The sequence below is a fragment of the Sphingopyxis sp. YF1 genome, assembly GCF_022701295.1.
GTDB lineage: Bacteria > Pseudomonadota > Alphaproteobacteria > Sphingomonadales > Sphingomonadaceae > Sphingopyxis.
In genome coordinates this window covers 2604353-2629051 of sequence record NZ_CP033204.1, presented here as the reverse complement: position 1 = coordinate 2629051, position 24699 = coordinate 2604353, and the positions used below count along the sequence as shown (strand labels likewise).

At 67.1% G+C, this 24699-nt stretch carries 30 protein-coding genes; 16 read left to right on the top strand and 14 right to left on the bottom strand.

Annotated features, from left to right (window positions below; genetic code table 11):
- Positions 1–2 precede the first annotated feature (2 nt).
- The 9 genes from gspG (at position 3) to EAO27_RS12770 (ending at position 6151) form a co-directional block, all read left to right on the top strand.
- The gene (gene gspG / locus EAO27_RS12810) at positions 3–494 is read left to right on the top strand and encodes a type II secretion system major pseudopilin GspG (RefSeq protein WP_278190094.1); all 492 of its coding nucleotides are present in this window, start codon (positions 3–5) and stop codon (positions 492–494) included.
- The gene (locus EAO27_RS12805; RefSeq protein ID WP_242770301.1) at positions 469–942 is read left to right on the top strand and encodes a GspH/FimT family pseudopilin; all 474 of its coding nucleotides are present in this window, start codon (positions 469–471) and stop codon (positions 940–942) included. Before gspG ends, EAO27_RS12805 begins: the two co-directional genes overlap by 26 nt.
- Complete coding sequence (gspI, locus tag EAO27_RS12800) at positions 932–1309, top strand: type II secretion system minor pseudopilin GspI (protein ID WP_278190093.1); 378 nt, start codon at positions 932–934, stop codon at positions 1307–1309. Before EAO27_RS12805 ends, gspI begins: the two co-directional genes overlap by 11 nt.
- Positions 1310–1422: 113 nt before the next feature.
- Positions 1423–2040: a type II secretion system protein GspJ gene (locus tag EAO27_RS12795; protein WP_242770299.1), complete on the top strand. Its 618-nt coding sequence runs from the start codon at positions 1423–1425 to the stop codon at positions 2038–2040.
- On the top strand, positions 2037–3044 hold the full coding sequence (gspK, locus tag EAO27_RS12790) for a type II secretion system minor pseudopilin GspK (protein ID WP_242770297.1): 1008 nt from the start codon (positions 2037–2039) through the stop codon (positions 3042–3044). Before EAO27_RS12795 ends, gspK begins: the two co-directional genes overlap by 4 nt.
- A 1-nt stretch (position 3045) precedes the next feature.
- On the top strand, positions 3046–4188 hold the full coding sequence (gspL, locus tag EAO27_RS12785) for a type II secretion system protein GspL (RefSeq protein ID WP_242770295.1): 1143 nt from the start codon (positions 3046–3048) through the stop codon (positions 4186–4188).
- The gene (gene gspM, locus EAO27_RS12780) at positions 4185–4667 is read left to right on the top strand and encodes a type II secretion system protein GspM (RefSeq protein WP_242770293.1); all 483 of its coding nucleotides are present in this window, start codon (positions 4185–4187) and stop codon (positions 4665–4667) included. The genes gspL and gspM overlap by 4 nt, the downstream gene beginning before the upstream one ends.
- 29 nt (positions 4668–4696) lie before the next feature.
- Entirely contained in the window at positions 4697–5374 is a 678-nt protein-coding gene (gspN, locus tag EAO27_RS12775) for a type II secretion system protein N (RefSeq protein ID WP_242770291.1), read from the top strand.
- A gap of 3 nt (positions 5375–5377) precedes the next feature.
- Entirely contained in the window at positions 5378–6151 is a 774-nt protein-coding gene (locus tag EAO27_RS12770) for an A24 family peptidase (protein ID WP_242770289.1), read from the top strand.
- Here the strand turns inward: EAO27_RS12770 and pal are convergent.
- From pal to EAO27_RS12710, 12 genes are all read right to left on the bottom strand, one after another.
- Entirely contained in the window at positions 6138–6644 is a 507-nt protein-coding gene (gene pal, locus EAO27_RS12765; RefSeq protein WP_347567147.1) for a peptidoglycan-associated lipoprotein Pal, read from the bottom strand. The two genes, EAO27_RS12770 and pal, sit on opposite strands and share 14 nt — an antisense overlap.
- A 133-nt stretch (positions 6645–6777) precedes the next feature.
- Positions 6778–8139: a Tol-Pal system beta propeller repeat protein TolB gene (gene tolB / locus EAO27_RS12760; RefSeq protein ID WP_242770284.1), complete on the bottom strand. Its 1362-nt coding sequence runs from the start codon at positions 8137–8139 to the stop codon at positions 6778–6780.
- A gap of 3 nt (positions 8140–8142) precedes the next feature.
- Positions 8143–8967, bottom strand: a complete 825-nt coding sequence (locus tag EAO27_RS12755) for a hypothetical protein (RefSeq protein WP_242780696.1) — start codon at positions 8965–8967, stop codon at positions 8143–8145.
- A gap of 10 nt (positions 8968–8977) precedes the next feature.
- Positions 8978–9490 (bottom strand): protein TolR, encoded by a 513-nt coding sequence (gene tolR / locus EAO27_RS12750; protein WP_242770282.1) that lies wholly within the window; start codon positions 9488–9490, stop codon positions 8978–8980.
- Complete coding sequence (gene tolQ / locus EAO27_RS12745) at positions 9490–10188, bottom strand: protein TolQ (protein ID WP_242770280.1); 699 nt, start codon at positions 10186–10188, stop codon at positions 9490–9492. Before tolQ ends, tolR begins: the two co-directional genes overlap by 1 nt.
- Positions 10182–10661 carry a YbgC/FadM family acyl-CoA thioesterase gene (locus EAO27_RS12740; protein ID WP_242770278.1) on the bottom strand — a complete coding sequence of 160 codons (480 nt, stop codon included), beginning with the start codon at positions 10659–10661 and terminating at the stop codon, positions 10182–10184. The genes tolQ and EAO27_RS12740 overlap by 7 nt, the downstream gene beginning before the upstream one ends.
- A 121-nt stretch (positions 10662–10782) precedes the next feature.
- Positions 10783–11811 carry a Holliday junction branch migration DNA helicase RuvB gene (ruvB, locus tag EAO27_RS12735; RefSeq protein ID WP_242770276.1) on the bottom strand — a complete coding sequence of 343 codons (1029 nt, stop codon included), beginning with the start codon at positions 11809–11811 and terminating at the stop codon, positions 10783–10785.
- Positions 11804–12214 carry a GFA family protein gene (locus tag EAO27_RS12730; RefSeq protein WP_242770274.1) on the bottom strand — a complete coding sequence of 137 codons (411 nt, stop codon included), beginning with the start codon at positions 12212–12214 and terminating at the stop codon, positions 11804–11806. Before EAO27_RS12730 ends, ruvB begins: the two co-directional genes overlap by 8 nt.
- Positions 12211–12813, bottom strand: a complete 603-nt coding sequence (gene ruvA / locus EAO27_RS12725; protein ID WP_242770270.1) for a Holliday junction branch migration protein RuvA — start codon at positions 12811–12813, stop codon at positions 12211–12213. Before ruvA ends, EAO27_RS12730 begins: the two co-directional genes overlap by 4 nt.
- Before the next feature lie 210 nt (positions 12814–13023).
- A complete protein-coding gene (gene ruvC, locus EAO27_RS12720) occupies positions 13024–13497 on the bottom strand; it encodes a crossover junction endodeoxyribonuclease RuvC (protein WP_242770267.1) in 474 nt (157 codons plus the stop codon).
- Positions 13498–13639: 142 nt separating this feature from the next.
- Positions 13640–14386 (bottom strand): YebC/PmpR family DNA-binding transcriptional regulator, encoded by a 747-nt coding sequence (locus EAO27_RS12715; protein WP_242770264.1) that lies wholly within the window; start codon positions 14384–14386, stop codon positions 13640–13642.
- 104 nt (positions 14387–14490) lie between these two features.
- Positions 14491–14808: a heavy metal-binding domain-containing protein gene (locus tag EAO27_RS12710; RefSeq protein ID WP_242770261.1), complete on the bottom strand. Its 318-nt coding sequence runs from the start codon at positions 14806–14808 to the stop codon at positions 14491–14493.
- 82 nt (positions 14809–14890) lie between these two features.
- Between EAO27_RS12710 and EAO27_RS12705 the strand changes: the two genes are divergently transcribed.
- Entirely contained in the window at positions 14891–15517 is a 627-nt protein-coding gene (locus EAO27_RS12705) for a hypothetical protein (protein ID WP_242770259.1), read from the top strand.
- A 3-nt stretch (positions 15518–15520) separates the two neighbouring features.
- On the opposite strand, the gene EAO27_RS12700 is transcribed toward EAO27_RS12705, so the two are convergent.
- Positions 15521–15763 carry a DUF2312 domain-containing protein gene (locus tag EAO27_RS12700; RefSeq protein WP_242770256.1) on the bottom strand — a complete coding sequence of 81 codons (243 nt, stop codon included), beginning with the start codon at positions 15761–15763 and terminating at the stop codon, positions 15521–15523.
- 54 nt (positions 15764–15817) lie between these two features.
- Positions 15818–16147, bottom strand: a complete 330-nt coding sequence (locus EAO27_RS12695; RefSeq protein WP_242770253.1) for a DUF1244 domain-containing protein — start codon at positions 16145–16147, stop codon at positions 15818–15820.
- Between the two features lie 116 nt (positions 16148–16263).
- Here EAO27_RS12695 and pyk point away from each other — a divergent pair, with 116 nt between their 5' ends.
- From pyk to EAO27_RS12665, 6 genes are all read left to right on the top strand, one after another.
- Positions 16264–17718: a pyruvate kinase gene (gene pyk, locus EAO27_RS12690; RefSeq protein ID WP_242770250.1), complete on the top strand. Its 1455-nt coding sequence runs from the start codon at positions 16264–16266 to the stop codon at positions 17716–17718.
- Positions 17719–17901: 183 nt separating this feature from the next.
- A complete protein-coding gene (locus EAO27_RS12685; RefSeq protein WP_242770247.1) occupies positions 17902–18678 on the top strand; it encodes an arginyltransferase in 777 nt (258 codons plus the stop codon).
- Positions 18679–18756: 78 nt separating this feature from the next.
- A complete protein-coding gene (locus EAO27_RS12680) occupies positions 18757–19146 on the top strand; it encodes a DUF3060 domain-containing protein (protein ID WP_242770244.1) in 390 nt (129 codons plus the stop codon).
- Positions 19147–19379: 233 nt separating this feature from the next.
- Complete coding sequence (locus EAO27_RS12675; protein WP_242770241.1) at positions 19380–21827, top strand: cyclic nucleotide-binding domain-containing protein; 2448 nt, start codon at positions 19380–19382, stop codon at positions 21825–21827.
- Positions 21827–22720 carry a hypothetical protein gene (locus tag EAO27_RS12670; protein ID WP_242770238.1) on the top strand — a complete coding sequence of 298 codons (894 nt, stop codon included), beginning with the start codon at positions 21827–21829 and terminating at the stop codon, positions 22718–22720. Before EAO27_RS12675 ends, EAO27_RS12670 begins: the two co-directional genes overlap by 1 nt.
- A gap of 17 nt (positions 22721–22737) precedes the next feature.
- The gene (locus EAO27_RS12665) at positions 22738–24672 is read left to right on the top strand and encodes a cytochrome c3 family protein (RefSeq protein WP_242770235.1); all 1935 of its coding nucleotides are present in this window, start codon (positions 22738–22740) and stop codon (positions 24670–24672) included.
- Positions 24673–24699: the final 27 nt, after the last annotated feature.

Below are 24699 nucleotides of genomic sequence, written 5' to 3'. Positions count from 1 at the left end.
AAATGTCGCTGATGAAGCTTTTCTTTCGCCTGATGCTCGACCCCGCCCGCCCATCGGCCGCCACGCGCCGCAAGAAGGACGAGCGCGGTTTCACGCTGACCGAACTGATGGTCGTCATCTTCATCATCGGCCTGCTCGCGACGGTGGTCATGATCAACGTCCTCCCGAGTCAGGACAAGGCGATGGTAACCAAGGCAAAGGCCGACATCGCGACGCTCGAAACCGCGCTCGAACAGTATCGCCTCGACAATCTGGTCTACCCTGCATCGGGCGACGGGCTGAATGCACTCGTCACCGCGCCTCCCGCGCTGGCCCAGCCCGAACGCTATCGCCGTGGTGGCTATATCAAGACGCTGCCACAGGATCCGTGGGGGCGCCCCTATCACTACCAAGCGCCCGGTGCGAACGGGAAGGCGTTCGACGTGTGGTCAATGGGCGCCGACGGGGCTCCCGGCGGGACTGATGAAAATGCGGACATCCGCGCCGACAGCTGATCCCGTGCGGCCGAACGGCTTCACCCTCGTCGAACTGATGGTTGTGCTGGCGATTCTCGGACTCGCCGCGACTGCGGTCGTGCTCACCATCCCGGGCGAGGAGCGCAGCGTGCGCAGCGAGGCCGACCGGCTCGCCGCGCGCCTTGCCGCCGCGCGCGATGTTGCGGTGGTTGAGGGGCGGAGCGTGGCGGTGAATTTCGCGCCGTCGGGTTACGGGTTCGAGCGGCGGATCGCGGGGGAATGGCAACCGCTACCGGGCCGAGCCTTCGAACAGCGCAACTGGCCGTCTGGCGTGCACTTCGTCGCCGCAAACGGGCAGGGGGGGGCACGCGTCCTCTTCGATCGCGTGGGCACCAGCCCGACGCCGCAGGCGATTGTGCTGGCGGGCGGCGACGCGCGCGAGGCTGTGCGTGTCTCGGCGACCGGGGAGGTCAGCCGTGGCGAATGAACGATCCGAAACCGCAGAGTGCGGCTTCACCCTGCTCGAAATGCTTGTTGCCCTGAGCATCATCAGCATCGCCGCGCTGACGCTCGTGCGCCTCGATGCCTTTGCAGTCCGCAGCGCGGGCGACCTCGACGAGCGTACGATGGCAGGCATCGTCGCGCAGAACCGCGCGGTCGAATTGTGGACCGATCCGGCGCCGCCGACGATCGGCAGCAACGTCTCGTCGGTCGCCAACGCCGGGCGCAACTGGCAGATCGAGCAGCGTGTCGCGCCGACCGCCGACGACAGCCTGCTCCGTATCGATCTCACCGTGCGTCCCGAAAGCGGCCGCGGACAAGCCACCCTCACGATCATCCGGCCCAGCCGATGAAGGGGCGCGATCCATCCCAACCCCCGGTCGTCCCGCGCTTGCCGAAGGGTAGTTGTTTCATTCGGCCTCGCCGGAAGAGGGGCAATGCTTCGACAGGCTCGGCACAAACGGGAGTGGGGCAAGGCGACGGCGGTTTCACCCTCGTTGAAATGCTCGTCGCGCTCTCGCTCTTCGCGGCGATCGCTGCGATGGGGGTCGGGCTGCTGCGCAGCAGCATCGACACGCAGGATGCGGTGCAGGGCCGGCTCAAAGCGATGGGCAGTGTTAACCGACTGCGCGCGCTGATGGCGAATGATCTGGCGCAGGCGCTCCCGCGCGCGACGCGCGGACCGTCAGGAGAGACGGTTCCTGCCTTCGTCGGTTCCGAAAACGGCTTTGCGCTCGTTCACGGCGGTGCCGGGTCGCTCGAAACCGGGTCGCGACCCGACGTCGAGCGCGTCGCCTATGCCTTTTCCGGCGGCGAATGGCGCCGCGCGGTGCAGCCGATGCTCGACGGTGTCGCGCCCGGCGACGGCGATCGCCTGATCGGCGAAGTGACCGGCGTTGCGCTCCGCTATCGCGACGATCAGGGACAATGGGGCGGAAGCTGGATCTCTGATCCCGGTGATCGCCTGCCGCGCGCGGTCGAGGTGCGGCTGACGCGCCAGGGTCGCGCGCCACTGGTGATGATCTTCCTGACGGCGCCTGCGCCGCCACCGTCTACGGTTCCGGTCAAGGACGGTGCACCATGACCGGACGTCGGTCCGACGAAAGGGGGGCGGCGCTGCTCAGCGTCCTGCTGCTGGTGTCGGTGATGGCGGTGATCGCCGCAACCGCGCTCGACCGGCTGACGCTCGCGACGCGCATCGCGGGCAGCGTCGCGACGGTCGACCAAGGGCGCGCTTTTGCTTTCGCCGCCGAGGAAATTGCCTTGCGCCGCGTTGCCGACCTTGTCGGGCGCGACAAGGCAAAGCTCACTTTGGTCGGCGACTGGCTCGGCCGCGATTTCACTCTGCCGCTCCCGGGCGGGCACGGCACGGCGCGCCTGAGCGATGCCAATAACTGCTTCAATCTCAACAGCCTGGTTGCCGAAACCGCACCGGGACGATTCAGCCAGCGCCCCGGCGCGACCGGCCAGTTCGCCGAGCTGATGACCTTGCTCGGCGTCGGCGCCGACGAGGCAAGGATGATTGCGGGCGCCACCGCCGACTGGCTGGACAGCGACAGCATTGACGGCCCGCTGGGCGCGGAGGACGGCGTTTACCGTTCCCTGCCGGGCAGTTACCTGCCCGCCAACCGCACGATGGTCGATATCAGCGAACTGCGGGCGGTACGCGGCGTCACGCCCGGGATTTACGGCCGGCTGCGGCCTTGGCTCTGTACGCTACCCGTCGCCGAACCGGTGAAGCTCAACGTCAATACGCTGTCGCCCGCACAGGCACCGCTCGTGGCAATGCTTCTGCCGGGGCAATTGAGCGTCGCCGATGCGCGCGCGGCGCTGGTCGCGCGCCCTGTCGGCGGCTATGGCAGCAGCGTGCGATTCTGGCAGTCCGGGCCGCTGGCCCGCCTGACTCCGCCTGACGATGTCGCCGGGCAGGCGGGGGTGGCGAGCCGCTGGCTGGCGCTGACGACCGAAGTGACGATGGGGGATGGTTTCTTGACGGCGGATTCGCTCATCGATGCCTATGGTGGGGCACCCGCTGCCGGGGCCGCGCGTCCCGTCATCGTGCGCCGCGACTGGGGCGAAGCCGACTGATATGGCGCGGACCCTGCTTATCTGGCTGCCGACGCAGGCCGCGCTTTCGGGCGGTGAGGCTTTGCGGCCCGCATGGCTGCGCGTCGATGACGGTGTGATCGTCGATTCGGGACAGGATGACGGCTGGGTTGATGCATGGGAAAAGCCTGACGAAGAGGGCGACGATCGCTTGATTGCGCTAGCTCCGGCCGCGGACGCCCCGCTTCGCTGGCGCCACTATCCCGACGCCGCGCCTGCACAGGCGGCGGCGGTTGCGCGGATCGATACGCTGCGCGACAGCTTGGGCGACGCGGCGGCGTTGCACATTGTCGCCGGTCAGGCGGCGCAAATCGGGCAAGCGGTGCCCGTCGTGGTTACCACGCATTCGGCAATGACCGCATGGAACGACTGGTTGAAGGCACAGGGGTTGGTCGCTGAAGCGATTCTGCCAGCCGCTGCGACCGTGCCGCCGCCCGACGAGGATAGTCTGTGGTCGGTTGAGGTGGGGCGCGAACGGGTGCTGCGCAGCGTCGACCGTGCGTTCGCATCCGATCCCGAACTCGACCAGCTGGTCGCGGCGGGGCGGCCGATCGTGCCGCTCGATCCCGACCGAATGCGTGAGGCACTGTTGCTCTCGCTCTCGGCTCCGCCGCTCGATCTGCTCAGCGGTGCGTGGCAGCCCAAGCGGCGCTGGGCGATCGATCCGCTGCTCGTCAAATGGATCAAGCGTCTCGCCATAGCCTTGGTGGCGATCAGCCTTTTGATCCCTCTCGTTCACGCCATCCGTCTTTATGCCGACACCGATCGCGCGGACGCGGTAGCGGTCGCAACGGCGAAGAAGGCGGGAATCGGCGCGAGCGATGCCGCCGCCGCCGAGGCCGAACTCGATCGCCGTCTCGCCGCGGCGGGGGGCGGGCCGCTCGCTTTCTCGGTACCCGCCTCGGCGCTCTACGAAGCGATGCAGGGCGCGCCCGGCGTTGCGCTCAAGAGCCTGTCGCATCGCACGGATGGTACGCTGACCGCGATGCTTGTGGCGCCGCGCGTCGAGGATCTCAATGCGGTGCTGCTTGCGTTACAGGCGAGGGGTTACAAGGTTACTGCCCAAGCGGGTGCGGGCACCGACGGGCAGCAGACGGCGAATATCACGATAAGGGCGGTGCCATGATCGCGCGGATCGGCAATTGGTGGCAGGGGTTGTCGCGCCGCGAGCGCTGGCTTGTCGGCGCGGCGGGCGCGCTCGCGCTCGGCGTGCTCGGCTGGGCACTCGGGCGGCCGGCCATCGCCATGTTTGTCGATCTCGAAAGCCGCCATCGCGCCGCCGTCGAGCGCGAGGGGCGCGTCGTCGCCAAGGTGCAATTGCTCGGCCAGCGTCCGGCCGGCGCTGCGGCTGCAGCCGCCGATGCGACGCCTGTCGACCAGCTTCTCGCGCAATCCGCGGGCGATATCGGATTGACGCTCGACCGCAACGAGGCGCGCGGGCCGGGACAGGCGACGATCGCCATCGCCACCGCCAAGGCGCCGGTGCTCGCCGACTGGCTCGCCGGTCTGGAAGCGCAAGGCTTCGTCGTCGATCAGCTGACGATTACGCCGGGGAACGATGGCACGGTCGGCATGACCGCCGAATTGCGGCGGGGCGGGGCGTGATGCGTCGCCGTATAATCGTTGCTGCGATCTTGATCGCTCTCATCCTGGTCGTCGCGACCTTTCCGATGCGGCTCGCGCTCGCCATGGCCGGTGCCGAACGATCGGGGCTCACCGCGCGCGAGGTGACGGGATCGGTCTGGGCCGGCGAACTGGTCGAGGCCCGGCTCGGTGCGCTGCCGCTCGGCAATGTGCAGGCCAGCCTGTCGCCGCTGGCGTTGCTGGGCGGAAATGTCGAACTGGGTTTTGTGCGTTCCGACGCGCGGCTCGGCGAACTTGCGGGGCGCCTGCACGGCAGCGATCCGCGCGGTGTATCCGGTCTCGTCGGGGCCACCTCGCTGTCGGGCGGGCTCGGGGTCGTCCCCGTCGACAGCCTGCGGTTCGAGGGCGTCGAAGCCCGGTTCGATGATCGCGGGCGCTGCATCGCCGCGGGCGGGCGGATCCAGTTGGCGGTGGGCACGTCGATCGCCGGCCTCGACCTGGCGCGTGGCCTGTCGGGTCCGCTGCGCTGCGTCGACGGGCGGGCGCAGGCGGCCCTCACCAGCCAGTCGGGGATGGAACGGCTCAGCTTGAGTTTTGACGGCAGCGGCGCCTATCGCGCGCGCTTCGCGATCGCTGCCGATGACCCCGCTCTGGCGGCGGCGCTGACGGCGATCGGCTTTCGTGCCGGTGATGGCGGGTTCGTGCTGGTCGCCTCGGGCCGGTTCTGAACGATGATCGCGGCGCTCGACGCCTTGCCCCATGGCGCCGGCGTCGCGCTTGCCGCGCTGATAGGGCTGGTTCTCGGCAGTTTCATCGCAACGCTGGTGCTGCGCTGGCCGGCCGGGCGTTCGATACTGGGGCGCTCGCGCTGCGACGGCTGCGACCGCGTGTTGGGACCACTGGAGCTTGTCCCGCTTGCGTCGGCGCTGGCGTTGCGTGGCCGGTGCCGGGGGTGCGGTGCGCGGATCGATCCGTTCCACATGCAGGTCGAACTCGCGTCGGGGCTGATCGGGGCGCTGGCGCTGGCGATCATGCCGGGGATGGCGGGCTGGCTGTGGGCGCTGTTTGGCTGGCTGCTGCTGCCCCTCGCCTTGCTCGACGCGCGGTTCATGTGGTTGCCCGACCGCCTCAACGGTGTGCTGGCCGTCGCCGGCCTGCTTCTCGCCGGACCATTGCTGGGTACGAGCCTGTTCGATCGCTGGATCGGCGCGGTCGCGGGCGGTGTGCTGCTTGCTCTCGTCGCGCTCCTTTTCGAACGGGTGCGCGGGAAACGGGGCATGGGGGGCGGGGATCCCAAGCTCGCCGCGGCGACCGGCGCGTGGATCGGTTGGCAGGCGATGCCGCTGATGATCCTTCTCGCGAGTGCGGGCGGGATGCTGTGGGCGCTCTGCACGCAAGGAAAAGGGGACCGCCCGCTTTCACTGCGCGCGATCCCCTTCGGTGTTTTTCTGGCCGTTGCCGCCTGGGCGACGGTGGCCTTGTGGCCGCTGCTCAGCGCTGGATGACTACGGTCACCGCGCGGCGGTTCTTGGCATAGGCGTCCTCGGTCGAGCCGAGCTCGGCCGGACGTTCCTTGCCATAGCTGATTACCTGGATGCGCGACGGATCGATGCCGAGCGATGCGAGATAGTTTTTCGCGGCGTTGGCGCGGCGTTCGCCGAGCGCGATATTATAGTCGCGGGTGCCGCGTTCGTCCGCATGGCCCTCCAGCAGCACACGCACCGCGGGGTTGCGCTGCAGCCACTGGGCCTGGCTCGCCAGCGTCGCCTGGTCCTCTGCATCGACGTTGAACTGGTCGAAACCGAAGAAGATGCGGTCCGACGAGACGCTGTTGACGAAGTCCTGTTGCGAGCCGGGGATGATGCCTCCGGTCCCCGGTCCCGTATCGGTGCCTCCGGTGCCCTCGGGGACAGGCGGCAGCGTTTCGGGCGCCTTTTTCGAGCAGGCCCCCACGGCGAGCATCGCGATCGCGGCGACCATGGCGGTGGTTTTCTTTATCGTCATGTTTTCGTCCCTTTCGTGTTGTTCCGGATTGTCCTGTTCAGGCGCAGCTTAACCCATGTTGAACCCGGGGGTCCAACCCTGGTTTCCCTTTTTGGTTCCGTCAGCCGCGCAAGCCCTTGGTTTCCCGTCAGGGCCGGACCGGACCCCAGCTCGGGTCGGATCCATCCTGCGGGGTCGGCAGGCGCCGCATGTTCACGCCGGTCAGGTCAACCTGCCACAGGCTCGACTTGCCGTCACGGCCCGCCGACGTGCGGAAGAACTGGATGACGCGGCCGTTCGGCGACCATGTCGGCGCTTCGTCCTGCCAGCTGTTGGTCAGCAGCCGCTCGCCGCCGCCTGCCGGTGTCATGACACCGATGCGGATATTGCCGCCTCCAAGCCGGGTGAAGGCGATCAGATCACCGCGCGGCGACCATTCGGGGGTCGCGTAGCGCCCGCCGCCGAAACTGATCCGCTGCTGGTTCGACCCGTCGATGTTCATCGTATAGATTTGCTGGCTGCCCGACCGATCGCTTTCGAACACGATCTTCCTGCCGTCGGGCGAAAAGCTGCCGCCGACGTCGATGCCGGGGGTGCTGGTCAGCCGTACCGGCGTGCCGCCATTCGCCGACACGCGATAGATGTCGGTGTTTCCGCCGACCGCCATCGAGAAGAGGATCTGTGTTCCGTCGGGCGACCAGCGCGGGGCGAAGGTCGCGTTGCGGCTTTCGGTCACGAGCTTCTGCGTACCCGCGTCGACATCATAGACGAAAACGCGGACGCGGTCGTTCAGATAGCTGACGTAGACGATCTTCTTGTAGTCGGGCGAAAAGCGCGGGCTAAGCGCGAGCGCCTGGCCGTTGGTGATGAAGCGGTGGTTGCCACCATCCGAATCCATGATCGCGAGTCGCTTGATCCGGTTCCCCTTGGGACCACTCTCGGCGATGTAGGCGACGCGGCTGTCGAAGAAAGGCGATTCGCCCGACAGGCGCGAATAGATGGCGTCGGCGCACTTGTGCGCGGCGCGGCGCCAGTCGGAAGGCTGGATTTCGAAACCCTGCCGCACCAGCTCGCTGCCGAGATCGGTGTCATAGAGATAGCAGCCCACGACCAGCCCGCCGGTGCTGTTGGTGCGCACGAAGCCGTGGACGACATTTTCGGCGTTGCGTGCCTGCCAGTCGGCGAAGCGCGGTGCGGTGACTTCGGGCATGGAGATGGCGCGGACGCTGCCGGGGCCGAGCGGGGCGTAAAGGCCGCTGCGTTCGAGGTCGGCGGCGATGACCTCGGCGATCTGGCGCCCAAGGCTGTCGGTGCGCAGACCCGCGACGGTGGTGACCGCGGGGGTGGCAAGTGCGGGGACGGCGATGACGGTGCGGTCCTGCGACAGCGTTCCTTCGATCGTTTCGCGCGGCTCGGTCTGGGCGGTTGCCGGAGGCGCGACGCTTTCCTGTGCGAACGCGGGCGCAGTGGTCAGCATAAGGGCGAGCGTCAGGGTGATCGGGCGCAACATGGACTACCTCTTGATGAAATCGAGCGTGTAATTCTGCCAGAAGCTGTAATTTTCTTCGGGCAGGTCGAAGGGCGCGGCGAGTTCAACCGCGCGTTTTGCGCACTCCTGGTGGCGCTGGACCTGAAACTTGTTGCTGTCGTTCTCACCGGTGGTGGTGACGCCGGAGAAGCCCGCGAGAGCGCCCGACGGGGTCAGGCGGAATTTCACCACGGTCTTGAGCTGATCGACATCGACGCCACTGACGCGGCAGCTGTCCCAACGCGGACGGATGGCCGCCTTGATGCTGACATCGATCGATCGCCGCACCTCGGCCGCCGTCTTGCTCGCGGGCGCGCCCTTACTCGGCGCTTTGGTCTGTTCGCGGCCCAGTCCTTCGGTGATTCCGTCGAGACGGCCCGTCGGGCGGGCGCCCGCGTTTTTAGTCGGCGCCTTGGGGGCCGCTTTGGGCGGTGCCTTCTTCGCGGCCGGAGGCGCCTGCTTCGGCGGCGGCTGTTTGGGGCGTGCGACCTGCTTGGGGGTGGGCGCGGGGGGCGGACGCACCACGGGTTCAGGAAGCGGCGGGGCGGGGGTCGGCAGAGGCTCGGGCGCCGCTATGTCTACCGCATCCTCTTCGCCGAGCCGCGCGGCGGGCGGTGTATCGCTGATCACCGGTGCGCTGGATTCGGTTGCGGTTTCGGCGATCAGGTCCACCTCCATCGGCGGATTGTCGAATCGGCGATCGCCTGCGGTCCATTGCACCGAAAGCAGGCCGATGATCAGCACATGCGCGACCACCGCGATCGCAATGCCGCGTTGCTGATTGCCCCTGTCTGCCGGTGTTGCGGCCATGATCGTCAGCCTATTGACCGGTTTCTGAACCATCGGTGACCGCGGCTTCGGCGGTGGTCGGGGTTTCCCCCTGGGCACCCGTCGTCACCAGCGCAATCCGCGACAGTCCAGCGCGGTTGAGTTCGCCCATCACGCGCATCACGCGACCATAGTCGAGCCCCTTGTCGGCGCGCAGCATGATCTGTTGCGGGCGCTCTCCTTCCTTCTGCGCCGCGGCGATCGCGTCGAGCCGTGCGGGAAGCTCGCTCTCGGGAACGACCTCTTCGCCGATATAGATGGTGTCGTCGGCATTGATCGACAGCTGAACCGGTTCCTGCTCCTCGGTCTCGACAGGCTTCGCCCGGCTTTCGGGCAGGTCGATCGGTACCGCGGAAGCGAGCAAGGGTGCGGTGATCATGAAGATGATCAGCAGCACAAGCATGACGTCGACCAGCGGGGTGACGTTGATCTCCGACATCGGTGCGCGGTGTGCGCCGCGACCGCGCCGACGGCCGGCGCCGGTGGAAGGGCCCGACATCGCCATCAGGCGTCGACCTCGAGCTCGCGGCTGAAGGTCGCGTGGAGCCCGTCGGCGAAGCGGCCCAAGCGCGATTCGAGGCGGTTCAGCCGCTGCGAGAAGCTGTTGTAGGCGATGACGGCGGGGATCGCGGCGAACAGGCCGATCGCAGTGGCGAACAGCGCCTCGGCGATGCCCGGCGCGACGACGGCCAGGCTGCTGTTATTCTCGGCGGCGATTGCGGTGAAGCTGCGCATGATGCCCCAGACGGTGCCGAACAGCCCGACGAAGGGCGCGACCGAACCGATGGTCGCCAGCACGCCGATCTTTTCGGCGAGCTTGTCGACCTCGCCCGCCACTGCGCTGTGCATCGCGATGCCCAGCCGTTCGCGGGTGCCGTCGCGGTCGACGGCCTTACCCGCGGTCGACCGGCGCCATTCGGAAATGCCCGCGCCGAGGACCTTGGCGCTCGGCAGCTCCTCGCGGCCGTTTTCCTCGTAAAATTTGTCGATATTGCCCGCGCGCCAGAAATCGCGTTCGAAGCGCTCCGATGCCGCCATCATCTTGCCCACGCCGCGGCCGTGGGTGAAGATCACCGCCCAGACGTAGATCGAAGCAGCGAGCAGGCCGATCATCACGGCCTTCACGATGATGTCGGCCTGAAGGAACAGCGCGATCGGCGACAGCGTCGCCGCGTCGGCGGCCAGCTTGATATTGTCTAGCAAGGGGAGGTCTCTCCATTCATGACGGCGGTGAAGCGTTGGATCCAGTCCGCGGGCTGGCGACGGGGCCGTCCCTCGGGCGACAGGAAGGCCGCGGTGACGCGGCCCTCGGTAAGCGTGTCGGAGCTGAACGCATCCTGACCGCGAAGGATGCGCTGCGCGATGATCACGCTGGCGCCGCGCACCGCCTCGACCGTACTGACGACCAGCAGGTCGTCGTCGAGCCGGGCGGGGCTGCGATATCTGATGGCGAGGTCGGTGACCGCCCAGGCGCCTTCGCCCGCTTCCATCGCCGCGCGCTGGTCGATGCCGGCGAGGCGCAGCATGTCGGAGCGCGCGCGCTCCATATAGCGCAGATAATTGGCGTGATAGACGATGCCGCTGAGGTCGGTGTCCTCGAAATAGACGCGCGCGCGGAAGTGATGCGCGGCCCCGGCGAAAGCGCCGGGGACAAAAGGAGGAAGGGCGTCGTTCATTGTCCCGACCGATAGCGATGCAACGACTCGTCGCAAACCCCTGATCAACACTTCGTCGCGGTGGCGCGGCGATTGGTGGCAGAAAAGTGCGGAAGTTGGCGAAGGTGCCGCGCGGCGCCGATCACGCCTCGGGGGCGAAGAGGCTGTCCTGCGATCCCGCGGGTGGCGATAAACCCAAATGTTTCCATGCGCTTGCGTTTATCATTCGGCCGCGAGCAGTGCGCGCGATGAGCCCGATCTGGAGCAGATAGGGTTCGATCACATCCTCGATCGTGTCGCGGGGTTCCGAAAGCCCCGCTGCGAGCGTTTCGACCCCGACCGGTCCGCCGCGATAAATGTCGGCGATCATTAGGAGATAGCGCCGGTCCATCGCATCGAGCCCGAGCGCGTCGACTTCGAGCCGGTTGAGCGCTGCGTCGGCCGCCTTTGCATCGACGATCGCATGCCCGGCGACGGTCGCGAAGTCGCGCACGCGGCGCAGCAGCCGCCCGGCGATGCGCGGGGTGCCCCGCGCGCGGCGGGCGATTTCGAGCGCCCCGTCGGGGGCCAGCGGCAGCGCGAGCAGCCGCGCGGCGCGCGTGATCACCTGTTCGAGTTCGGCGTGGGTGTAGAAATTGAGCCGCACCGGAATGCCGAAGCGGTCGCGCAGCGGGGTGGTGAGCAGGCCCTGCCGCGTCGTCGCGCCGACGAGGGTGAATTTGGGCAGGTCGATGCGCACGCTGCGCGCCGAGGGGCCTTCGCCGATCATGATGTCGAGCGCGCGGTCCTCCATCGCGGGGTAGAGGATTTCCTCGACCGCGGGCGACAGGCGGTGGATTTCGTCGATGAACAGCACGTCGCCGTCATCGAGGTTGGTGAGCAGCGCGGCAAGGTCGCCCGCCTTGGCGATCACCGGGCCGCTGGTCGAGCGGAAGCCGACGCCGAGCTCGCGCGCGACGATCTGCGCCAGCGTCGTCTTGCCGAGCCCCGGCGGGCCGAAGAAGAGCACATGGTCGAGCGCATCGCCGCGCGCCTTCGCGGCCTCGACGAAGATGCGCAGATTCTCGCGCGCCGCCGCCTGTCCGACGAATTCGGCGAGCGACTTGGGCCGCAGCGCGGCGTCGGCATCCTCGGGGGTGCGGTGCGGGGTGGTGAGGGCCGGCTCAGTCATGGTGCTCTATTGCCTCGCCGGTGATCGAAACCCAAGGCTCCTTGCGTTCCTCCCAGACCGAATAGTCGGGGACGAAGCCGTGGCCGGGTTCGAAATTGCCGAGCGGGATCGCATAGGCGTCGTGATAGGGTCGCGCGCGATACCAGACGCCCGCGCCGCAGGTGGAGCAGAAGAAGAAGTCGGCGGTGTGGCCGCTGGCGCCGGCATATTGCCACATCCTCGCGTTCGCCTCGCCCTCGATGCGGAGCTGTTCGGCGGGGAAGCGCACCTGCGCCGCAAAAGCGCTGCCGCTGCGCGCCTTGCACTCGCGGCAGTGACACACCGACACGCGGATCGGCTCGCCGGTGCAGGCGATGCGGATCCGGCCGCAGCGGCAGGCGGCGTTGCGAACGCGGTCGGTCACTTGGCGGCCTTCTTGAGCGCCACACGCACCAGCGCGTCGAGACTGGCGCCCGCGCCCAGTTCCTCATTCGCCGCGGCGACGGCGGCGCTGGCTTCGCCGGGTTTGAAGCCGAGGCTGGTGAGGGCGGCGACGGCGTCACCGAGCGGGCCCGCGATGGCGGTGCCGGGGATGCTCGCTCCCCCCGCGATGCCGCCCAATGCCCCGGCCTTGTCCTTCAGCTCGTGCGTGATGCGCTGCGCGAGTTTGGGGCCGACGCCGTTTGCCCGCGCGATCATCGCGCTGTCGCCGCTGGCGAGCGCGCGCTGGAGTTCGCCGACTTCGAGCGCCGAGAGGATCGCCAGCGCGACCTTGGTGCCGACGCCCTGGACGTGGGTGAGCAGGCGGAACCAGTCGCGTTCCTCGGCGCGCGCGAAGCCGAGCAGGCGCAGGAAATCCTCGCCGACGAGCATTTCGGTGTGGATGGTGACGTCGCTGCCGACGCGGCCGAGCGCGTCGAGGGTGCGCGCCGATGCCTCGACCAGATAGCCGACGCCGCCGACGTCGATCACCGCATGGCCTGCGCCGCTGCTGTCGAGCTTTCCGGTGAGTTTCGCGATCATGCGACCGGGTTAGCGCGGCAGGAATGAAAAGGGAACAAAATTGGTTCGCACGAAGACACAAAGACACAAAGGGGGTAGCGCGAGACGGAGCAGGTTGTTCCCCGGCGAAAGCCGGGGCCCAGATGCGGCGTTGATATGGGCCCCGGCTTTCGCAGGGGAGCAGTTCCTCTTCGCGCCTTTGTGCCTTCGTGTGAGGATTCTTCCTGAATCCTATCGCAACGGCCGGTGGTGGGCGTGGCAGATCGCGACGGCCAGCGCGTCCGCGGCATCGGCGCCCGCAACCTTCGCGCCGGGCAGGAGGATGCGCAGCATCGCCTGCACCTGTTCCTTCGCCGCGCCGCCGGTGCCGACGATCGCCTTCTTGACGACGCGCGGCGCATATTCGCCGACCGCGAGCCCGCCGCGGGCGCAGCCGAGCAGGACGACGCCGCGCGCGTGCGCGAGCTTGAGCGTCGATTGCGGATTGTCGTTGACGAAGACCTCCTCGACCGCGGCCGACACCGGCGCATGGTCGGCGATCACCGCGGCGAGCACGGTGTCGAGATAGGCGAGCCGGTCGGGCAGGGAGGCTTTGGCGTCGGTCTTGATCTGGCCGTTGGCGATATGGCTGATCCGGCTGCCTTCGACGCGGATCACGCCCCAGCCGGTGCAGCTCAACGAGGGATCGAGGCCGAGGATGATCATAATTTTGATCCTCCCTGTGCCGCAGGCATGGGGAGGTGGCAGCGCGAAGCGCTGACGGAGGGGCCATGACACATTGACCCCTCCACCACCGGCTTCGCCGGCGGTCCCCCTCCCCATCGCATTGCGACAGGGAGGATTTTCATCAACCCAGCTTTTCCATCACCGCGTCGGGGATTTCGTAATTGCCCCACACGGTCTGGACGTCGTCGTCGTCGTCGAGCGTGTCGATCAGCTTGAAGAGCGTCTGCGCGATGCTTTCGTCGGCGATTTCGCTCTTGAGCGTCGGCCGCCACGCGAGTTTGACGCCCTCCGCCTCGCCGAGCTTGGCTTCGAGCGCCTTCGCGACTTCGTGCAGGCTGTCGACGCTGGTCCAGATGTCGTGGCCGTCGTCGGACGATTCGACGTCGTCGGCGCCCGCGTCGAGCGCGGCCTCGAACACGGCGTCGGCGTCGCCGGCCCCGGCGCTATAGTTGATCAGGCCGAGGCGGTCGAAGCCGTGGCTGACGCTGCCCGAGGTGCCGAGGTTGCCGCCATTCTTGCTGAACGCGGTGCGGACGTTGGTCGCGGTGCGGTTGCGGTTGTCGGTCAGCGCTTCGACGATCAGCGACACGCCGCCCGGGCCATAGCCTTCGTACCGGATTTCCTCGTAATTGTCGCCGTCGTTGCCCGCCGCCTTGTCGATCGCGCGCTGGATATTGTCCTTGGGCATCGACTGCGCCTTGGCGGCGTTGACCGCGGCGCGCAGGCGGGCGTTGGCGTCGGGATCGGGCAGCCCCATCTTCGCCGCGACGGTGATTTCGCGGCTGAGCTTCGAGAAGAGGCTGCTGCGCTTTTTATCCTGCGCACCCTTGCGGTGCATGATGTTCTTGAATTTGCTATGGCCGGCCACAGCCTACCTCCATCCGATGGAAAATTGTGACGCCGCCCTAGCGCGGCGAAGGGCCGCGCACAACCGGAGCCGGTGCGGTAGAGCGCGGCGAAGGACCGGCGTCGTCAGAGGACGACCGCCGTCCCGCTGGCCGACACCATCAGCATCGAGCCGTTCTGGCCGAGCACTTCGTAATCGAGGTCGACGCCGATCACGGCGTTGCCGCCGAGCCGCGCGGCTTCGGCTTCCATCTCGGCGATCGCTTCCTTGCGGGCGCGGGCGAGGACATCCTCATATTTGCCCGAGCGGCCGCCGACGATGTCGGTGATGCTGGCGAACAGGTCGCGGAACAGGTTGGCGCCGACGATCACCTCGCCGGTGACGATGCCCAGATATTCGCGGACCGGACGGCCCTCGACGGCGTTGGTGGTGGTGCTGAACATAGGGAGATTCCCTCCTGCCGGGGTTTTGGATATGAAAGGTGATCGCTTGGCATGCGGTTGGTCGCAACAAATGGGGCGGGACGTGACGGAAATCAACGATGTACGCCCAAGCTTTATTCGCGTGCTGATACTCGATGTCGATGACGCGTTGCGACGCCAAAAGGCGGATGACAGTTCGACCAACCGAAGAGGCCTGATCCGCACGCTTATTGCAGCCGTCGAAGGGCAGGCATGGATTTATCGCAGGCACGTGGTCGAGGCTGCCGACGAAATCGGTGTCCTCGAAGAGGCCGAAAGAATCGCGCTTTCAGAATCGATGGTTACGGTCGATGACACCGGCCGCATATCGAAGCAGCCGCGATTCCTGTCCACGGCAGCCTCGATCCGGTTGACGAGCCGCATAGCGGCAAAATTCGCTCCCGACGCGACCCCCGATTTCGGTGGTGCGGGATGGGCCGACCTCAAAGGCACGATCGCCCTGAGAAACCGGATCACCCACCCCAAGCAAAATGAGGATCTCGAAATTTCCGAAGACGACATTCGTCGGGCGTTGCTGGCATTTCACTGGTTCAGTGAGGCGATCGTTTCCGTCATGGAAAAATCCAACGCTGCCTTCCGAAGCCATGTGGCCAGTGTGACGGCCATCCTGGAGCTTCTGAAGGCAGGCGATGGGGACATGCTCAAACTCTACTGGGAAACAAACCCATAATCCTCAAGCGAGGCCGAGGGCCGCCTTATATGTGTCCAGAATGGCTTCCATTTCCATCCGGTCGTGTTGGGACATCTTCCGCAGCTTGATCACCTGCCGCATGATTTTGGTGTCATAGCCCTGGGCCTTGGCTTCGTTATAGGTGTCGCGGATATCCTCGCCGACGCCCTTTTTTTCTTCTTCCATCCGCTCGATGCGCTCGATGAACAGGCGCAATTGCTGGTCGGCTGTGGTGGCTTCGCTCATTTGGGACTCCGCTGGATGGATGATGGCTGCGCGAGAATCGCGCCTGGCGCGTCCCTAGCGAGGTCGGGGATTCTTCGCCATGCTTTCTTCCATCCGCGCGAGCTGTTCGGGGGTCGCGGGGGTGTGGTGGAGCGCCTTCCACGCGGTGGTCGGCATGCCGTGGACGATCGCGCGGCCGGCCTCCTTGTCGAGCCCGCCGGCCTCGGCGATCCAGTCGCCGAGGCAGTTGCGGCAGAAACCCGCGAGCCCCATCAGGTCGATGTTCGCGGCGTCGCTGCGGTGGCGGAGGAGGCGGACGAGGCGGCGGAACGCCGCCGCGGCGGCGGCATCGTCGAGTGTGTCGAGCGCGTCGTTGGCGGGCGGGGCGTCTTCGCTGCAGGACATGGTCGGGCTCCATCGGTCGCGGGGAGGGCGTGAATAGCTATACGCAGCTTGCCTTGCCCATCGCAACGCGCCTAGGCAAGCCGCCGACATTCACCCCCATTTCGACCGGAGCTTTCGTGGTCCAGAGTTTTACCCCCCGCCAGCGCAAGGTCCGTATCCTCGCGACGCTGGGCCCCGCCAGCGCCAATCCCGCGATGATCGCCGAACTGCATCGCGCGGGCGCCGACGCCTTTCGCGTCAACATGAGCCATGGCGATCATGAAGGCCATGCGAAGGTGATCGCGGCGATCCGCGCGCTCGAGAAGGAAACCGGGCGGCCGACGACGATCCTCGTCGACCTGCAGGGGCCGAAGCTGCGTGTCGGGGCGTTCCGCGACGGGCCCGCCGAACTGGTCAAGGGCGCGGGCTTTGTTCTCGACGCCGACCCGGCGCCCGGCGATGCGACGCGCGTCCATCTGCCGCATCCCGAGCTGTTCGCGGCGCTCGAAGCCGGCACGCGGCTGCTGATCGACGACGGCAAGCTGGTGCTGCGCGTGCAGGCGGTTTCGCCCGGGCGGATCGAGACGGTGGTCGAGGTCGGCGGCAGGATTTCGGACCGCAAGGGGGTCAACGTTCCCGATGTCGTGGTGCCGCTTGCGGCGCTGACCGAAAAGGACCGCCGCGACCTGACCTTTGCGCTCGAACAGCATGTCGACTGGATCGCGCTGTCGTTCGTCCAGCGCCCCGAGGATGTCGCCGAGGCGCGGCGGTTGATCGGCGGCAAGGCGGCGCTGCTCGTCAAATTCGAGAAGCCCGCGGGGGTGCAGCGGCTCGAGGAGATCCTCGAGCTCGCCGACGCGGCGATGGTCGCGCGCGGCGACCTGGGGGTCGAATTGCCGCCCGAAGCGGTGCCGCCGCTCCAGAAGCGGATCGTCGCGACCGCGCGGCGGATGGGCAAGCCGGTGGTCGTCGCGACGCAGATGCTCGAATCGATGATCGTCTCGCCCTCGCCGACGCGCGCCGAAGTGTCCGACGTCGCGACCGCGGTCTATGACGGCGCCGACGCGATCATGCTGTCGGCCGAGACCGCGGCGGGCGCCTGGCCGGTCGAGGCGGTGACGATGATGGACAGCATCGCGCGATCGGTCGAAAGCGATCCCGACTATTACCGCCGGCTGCACTTCACCGAGACGGTGCCCGACGCGACGACCGCCGACGCGCTCGCCGAGGCGGCGGGGAGCATCATCGGGACGATCGCGGCCGACGCGATCATCTGTTTCACCGCGTCGGGATCGACCGCGCGCCGCGTCGCGCGCGAGCGGCCGGGCGCGCCGCTGCTGGTGCTGACGCCCAGGAAGGAGGCGGCGCGGCGCATGGGGCTGCTCTGGGGCGCGCATGCGGTGCCGACCAAGGACATCGGCAGTTTCGAGGAGATGATCGCCAAGGGCAAGCGCATGGCGCTGCGCCATGGGATCGGGCGCGCGGGTGCGAAGCTGGTGATGATGGCGGGGGTTCCGTTCGGCACGCCGGGGTCGACCAACGTGCTCCACGTCGCGACGCTGACCGGCGACGAGCTCAAGGGTTACGCCTGAGCGATTCAAATCGGCACAAAAGTTAGCGGTCGATTCAGGAAGTTGCGAACTTGATTCAGTTCGGGACGCGCAAAAATGGTAAATCTCCTTTGCACCATTGACGTGCGGCGGCATAGTCGGTGCAGATGGCGCGTCGGACCCGCATCGGGGGGATCCGCATCACAGTCCGGAGGTCAAATTCGCGTGTCCGCCCCGTTCCGTTTTCCGCGCTTTTTCGTCACCAGCCCCGCGCCATGCCCCTATCTGGCGGGCAAGACCGAGCGCAAGGTGTTCACCGAGCTCAACGGCCACAGCGCGGGCGAACTCAACGATGCGCTGGGACGCATCGGCTTTCGCCGCAGCCAGTCGGTCGCCTACCGCCCGAGCTGCGCCGACTGTTCGGCATGCGTGTCGGTGCGCGTCGCCGCGGCCGATTTTGCGCCGAGCAATTCGCAGAAGCGCAACCTGCGTCGCAACGGCGACCTGGTCGCCACCGCGTGCAAGCCCTGGGCGACAGAGGAGCAGTACGCGCTGCTGCGCGCCTATCTGGGCGCGCGCCATCCCGATGGCGGCATGGCCGACATGGACGAGCAGGATTTCGCCGACATGGTCGAGCAGACCCCGGTCGATAGCTATCTGATCGAATATCGCGAGCCGCCGGCGGCCGACGGCAGTCGCGGCCGGCTGATCGGCTGCTGCCTGACCGACCGGCAGGGCGACGGACTGTCGATGATCTACAGCTTCTTCGACGCAGCGCACCCGATGCGCGAGGGGTTGGGGACGTATATCATCCTCGACCATGTCGCGCGCGCATCGAGGGCCGGGCTGCCCTATGTCTATCTCGGCTACTGGATCGAGAATTCGGCGCGCATGGCGTACAAGGCGCGCTTCCGTCCGCTCGAACGACTGGGTCCCGACGGCTGGTCGCGCTTCGAGCCGATCGCGTCGGACGCGATCGCGGCCCAGTTCGAGCTGGCCTGAACGCGCCGTTGACGCGGGGCGATTTCCATATCATTGAACGGACAGGGGAATAAGAGGCGGGAAACGAAGGAGACCGCCTTGTTTCGAAACCGTACCGCCATCCGGATGCTGTTCCCGGCCGCCCTGTTCAGCCTGCTCGCCGCTTCGCCCTCGCTGGCAATGCAGCGGAGCGAAGGTGCGGGAACCCGCAACGGCTCGACGATCAACGGCGTCGACCAGATGCACGAGGTCGATTGTGAAGGACGCCCCGCCGAAGTGTCGGGGACGGGCAACCGCATCAGTTTCACCGGTGACTGTCCCGCGCTGACGGTCAACGGAGTCGACAACCGGATCGCCATCGTCCTGCGTCCCGGCGCGCCGCTCAGCGTCTCGGGCGTCGACAATGTCGTGACATGGCGCGTGAACGGAAAGGGCAAGCCGCGCATCGCGGTACAGGGCGTCGACAACCAGGTCCGGCCCGCACCCTGACGGGCGACAACCGCTCTGTTGCGAACGTATCGCAGCAAGGCGAATCTCTGCCTCGCTTGTTGACCTGCCCTCGCTTTCAAGGGCATAGCTTTCGTTCCAGGACATAAGTCCGGGTCGCATCCGTTTTGTGTTCGCCGGGGGGCTGGCGATAGGGGGACAGGGATGCCCGTGCGCAGGTTCGTCAACGTCATGGCCGGATTCGCTCGCGTCGCCCGCCGTGAGGGCGCGCGCGCATGAGCGAGCCGGCTCCCGATATCGTCCGGGTCGCGATCATCGGCTCGGGTCCCGCGGGGCTGAGCGCGGCGTCGCGCGCGGGACAGCTCGGCATGAGCCACGTCCTGCTCGAAAAGACCGACCATCTCTCCGACACCATCTTCAAATATCAGAAGGGCAAGCGTGTGCTCGCGACGCCCGATCGGCTCGACCTGCGTTCCGACTGCCGTTTCGCCGAGGGCGCGCGCGAATATATCCTCGCCAACTGGGACGAGGATGCGGCGAACAACAAGGTCAACGTCGTCAAGCATGCCGAGGTCACCGAAGTGACCGGGCAGCAGGGCGCGTTCGAGATCAAGACCGCCAGGGGCGACGTCTACAGGGCCGAAAATATCGTCCTCGCGATCGGCACGCAGGGCAATCCGAACCGGATGCGCTGCGGCGGCGCCGACCTGCCGCACATCATCTACACGGTCGACGACCCCGAGGATTTCAAGGACAAGCATATCACCGTCGTCGGATCGGGCGACGCGGGGATCGAAAACGCGCTCGGGGTCGCCGAGGAAGCGCTCGAAAACACCGTCACCATCCTCAATCGCTCAAAGGATTTCGCGCGCGCCAAGGCCAAGAATGTCTCCGACATGATGGAGGCGGGCGAGAATGGTTTCATGTCGATCCGCACCGAGACCCAGCCGAAGCTGGTCGAACCCGGCTGGCTGACGCTGGAGACCCCGACCGGCGACGAGCGGATCCAGTGCGACGTGATCGTCGCGCGACTGGGATCGGTCGCGCCGCGCGGCTTCGTCGAATCGATGGGGATCGAGTTTACCGGTCCCGACCGCGAAGCCTTTCCGAAACTGTCGCCGACGTTCGAATCGACGGTTCCCGGCATCTTCGTGATCGGCGCGCTCGCGGGTTATCCGCTGATCAAGCATTGCATGAATCAGGGTTATGACGTCGTCGAGTTCATCAACGGCAACACCGCCCTGACCCCCGCCGACGAGAAGGATCTGGCGGCGATCTTCGCCGACCTGCCGGAGAAAAAGACGGTCAGCGAGTGGCTGGAATATCTGCGGTCGCGGGTGCGCATCTTCGCCGACGTGTCGCCGCTCCAGATGCGCGAATTCATGCTCGATTCGAAGGTCGCCTTTTACCGCAAGGACGACGTCGTTTTCGAAAAGGGCGAACCGGGATCGTCGTTGTTCGCGATCGCCGACGGTCATGCGCTGGTCGAGGTCGGTCCCGATTTCACCGTGCCGATCGAGGAAGGGTCGATCTTTGGCGAGGTCGGGCTGATTTCGGGCCGCAAGCGCGGCGCGACGATCCGCGCGGGTGAGGACAGCATCTTCGTCGAGGTGTCGCGCACCGCGGCGCTCAAGCTGATGGCGGCGGTGCCGGGCGCCAAGCGCGTGATCAACCGCATTTCGCTCGAACGCCAGCTGCTCCAGATCTTCAAGGGTGGGCTGACCGTCGAGGATCTGGGCCCCGTCGTCGACACCGCCGAGGTCGAACGCGTACCCGCGGGCAAAGTCGTGCTAACCGAGGGCGAGCAGGGCGACGACGTCTATGTCATCCGGTCGGGGTCGATGGTGGTCGAGAAGGATATCGGCGGCAAGCCGATCTTCCTGCGATATCTGCCTGCGGGCAGTTTTTTCGGCGAAATGGGCGTGCTCAGCGGGGCGCCGCGCAACGCCACGGTGAAGGCGGCGGTCGGGGCCGAACTGATCAAGCTGACCGGCGACAGCTTCCGCAAGATGCTGGCCAAACGGCCGCAGGTCCGCGAGGCGACCGAGGCGGCGGTCGCCGAACGCGCGCAGATGAACAACTTCATCGAATCGCGCAAGGCCAGCTATTCGAGCGCGGTCGATCTTTATTCGGACACCGCCAGCTTCATCATGAAGGAAGGGTTGGGCGAGGCGACCGACGCGCTGCTGATCGACGAGAATCTGTGCGTCGGCTGCGACAATTGCGAAAAGGCGTGCGCCGACAGCCACGAGGGCCTGTCGCGGCTCGATCGCGAGGCGGGCAAGACCTTTGCGCACCTGCATGTCCCGACGAGCTGCCGCCACTGCGAGCATCCGCACTGCATGGCCGATTGCCCGCCGAACGTGATCCATCGCGGCCCCGACGGCGAAGTGTTCATGGAGCCGGGCTGCATCGGCTGCGGCAACTGCATGCGCAACTGCCCCTATGGCGTGATCCGCATGGAAGCGGCGCCGCCGCCCAAGCCGAGCCTGCTGCGCTGGCTGCTCACCGGCTTTGGTCCGGGGCCGGGCGAACCGTCGCCCAAATGGACCAAGAAGCAGCTGGGCGAAGAGAAACCCAAGAAGATCGCGGTCAAATGCGACATGTGCAAGGGTATCGCCGGCGGCCCGGCGTGCGTGCGTGCGTGCCCGACCGGCGCCGCGATCCGCGTGTCGCCCGAGGAGTTCCTGTCGATCGCGCGGCTCGAGGAGGACGCCGGCTGATGGCCAGTCTGTTTTCGCGAAAATTTTTGGGGCGTCGCAGCAAGGCGACCCAGGTCGAGCGCGTGCGCGAGCGGCGCCACGAGGGCTTTTTGCGTTACGCCGGTTTCCGTTGGGCGAAGATTTCGGGCGGGCTGTGCCTGCTGATCATCGTCTCTTACATGCTGGTCGACGTCACTCCGCGTCACAATGGCGGCAGCTGGTACGGCTATACGCTCGGCACGCTCGGCGCGGGGCTGATCCTGTGGCTCACCGCGCTGGGGTATCGCAAGCGCAAGATGACGCGCGATTACTGGTCGCTCAAGGCGTGGACCTCGGCGCATGTCTATCTGGGGCTCAGCCTGATCGTCGTCGGCACGTGGCACACGGGATTCCAGCTCGGCTGGAACGTCCATACGCTCGCCTGGACGTTGATGATGCTCGTCATCCTGTCGGGGATGTACGGCGTGGTGGTCTATGCGATGCTGCCCGCCGCGCTGTCGAACAACCGCGACGAGATGACGCAAATGCAGATGCTGGAGGCGATCCGTGCCTTCGACCGCCAGCTCCACGTTGCGGCGCAGCCGCTGACGCCGCAGGATACCGCGCCCGTGCTCGCCAGCCTCGACGAGGATCCGTTCGCCGGCGGGATCCGCGCGCGTCTGTCGGGGCGATACCCCAATGACGCGACGGCTGCCGCGCTGCGCGCGCTCGGCGCGTCGCGCAGCAGCGAGATCGAGGCGCGCGACAAGGTGATCGGGCTGTTGTCGCAGAAAGAGGCGGCGCTCGCGCGGCTGCGCCAGCACCTCCGCCTGCGCGCGCTGCTCGAAATCTGGCTCTATGTGCATGTGCCGCTGACCTTTGCGCTGATCGCGGCGCTGTCGGCGCACATCATCAGCGTCTTTTTCTATTGGTAAGGCGGGGGAGGGGACCCATGAGCTTCATCCTGCGCCGGATCTCGACGACGAAGACGGGCAAGCAGATCATCCGCGACCAGGCGCTGCCCGGCGATACGATCACGCTCGGCCGCGAGGGCGGCAATGTCATCCATATCGCCGACCTGGCGGTGAACCCGCACCACGCGACGATCAGCAGCACCGACGGGCGGCATGTCCGCATCGCCGCGCTGGAGGGGCTGGGGTTCGATATCAACGGGCGGCCGGAAACACTCGCCGATATCGACAGCGCGGCGGGGGCCGAGCTGCGTTTCGGCGGGCACCGGCTGACGATCGCGCGCGAGGCCGAGCAGATCATCCTGCTCGTCGAACGCATCGACGAACTGTCGCAGTCGTCGAAGGACGTTGACGAGGTCAAGGCCTTCTCGCTGGCGGGGGTGATGCCGGGCAAGCGCGTCGGCGCGTGGACCTTTGCGGTGCTGATGCTGCTCGCCTTTCTGGTCGGGCCGATCTGGGCGTGGCACAGCTATCGCAACGTCGACGAACGGCCGCAGGGGTTCCACGCCGACAGCAGCTGGAGTTCGGGGCCACTGTCGAGCGCGCACAAGAGCCTGAAGGACGATTGCCAGTCGTGCCACGTCGAGCCGTTCGTCGCGGTGACCGACACGGCGTGCGTCGGCTGCCACACCGGCGAGCACAAGGCGATGAGTGCGGCGCACGCCAATGCGCCCACCGCGATGCTGCTCGCCGCGCGCGCGCCGAAGGGTGGGTTCGACAAATTGCTCGCCAATGTCGGCGAGGCATTCAACCGCCCGCAGGGGCGCTGCGTCGAATGCCATACCGAGCATGAAGGCGCGGGGCCGATGGCGGCGACGCCGCAGAAATTCTGCGCCGACTGTCACGACGGTATGGCGGGGCGGCTGAAGGCTGCGGGGCATCCGACCGCGCTCGCCGATGCGTCCGATTTCGGTACCGGCCATCCGGAGTTCCGCCCGCTTGTCCGCGCCGCGCCGGGGGCGAAGCCGGCGCGCACGCCGATGACCAAGGGGCTGGTCGACTACAACGGCCTCAAATTCCCGCACGACCTGCACCTGCAGGCGACCGGCGGGGTCGCGCGCATGGCGGCGAGCTTCCGCGGGCGCTACGATTTCGGCAAGCAGCTCGAGTGCCAGAACTGTCACCGCGTCGAGGCCGACGGGGTGCGCGTGAAGCCGGTCGAGATGGAGCGCGACTGCGCGATGTGCCACAGTCTGGCGTTCGAGACCGTGGGCGGGGTGACGCGGACGCTGCGCCACGGCGAGCCCGGACAGGTGGTCGCCGACCTCACCGCCTATTATCGTTCGACCCCGCCGGCGCGCCCGCTGCAACTCGGCGGCATGCAGCGGCGGCGGCCGGGCGCCTATGCCGAAGGGCAGGTGTACAACATCTATTTCCGCGAGGTTGCGGTGCGCCCCGGCCGAGCGGAGGATGCGGTGCGCGCGGTCTTTTCGAAGGGCGGGGCCTGTTACGACTGTCACACCATCTTTGCTCCGGCATCGGGTAACAATTGGCGCGTGATGGCGGTCAACCAGACGCCGCGCTTCCTGGAGAAGGGCTGGTTCGACCATGACGCGCACCGCGAGACCGACTGCGCCGACTGCCACACCGCGGCCGAAGGGTCGAAGGCGTCCACCGACTTCCTCGTTCCCGGCCTCACCCAGTGCCGCGACTGCCATGTCGGCGAGGACGGCGCGCGGCTGGTGAAGGTCGAGACCGCGACCGAATCGCCGTGCGCGATGTGCCACGAATATCACAGCGACGACGGCAAGCCGTGGATGCCCCCGCAGCAGCGCAAGAAGAAAGTGATCGCAATCACAGACGCGCCGGGGCAAGGGCGGCAGACTGGGCGCAAGGTCACGGCTTCGACAGGGCGGGGGCTCTATGAGGTGACGTGGCGGGCCCCGGTGTTGCGCCAGGCGGAACGGGGCGGATGAACAAGGGGCGGTCGGACCAACCGGCCC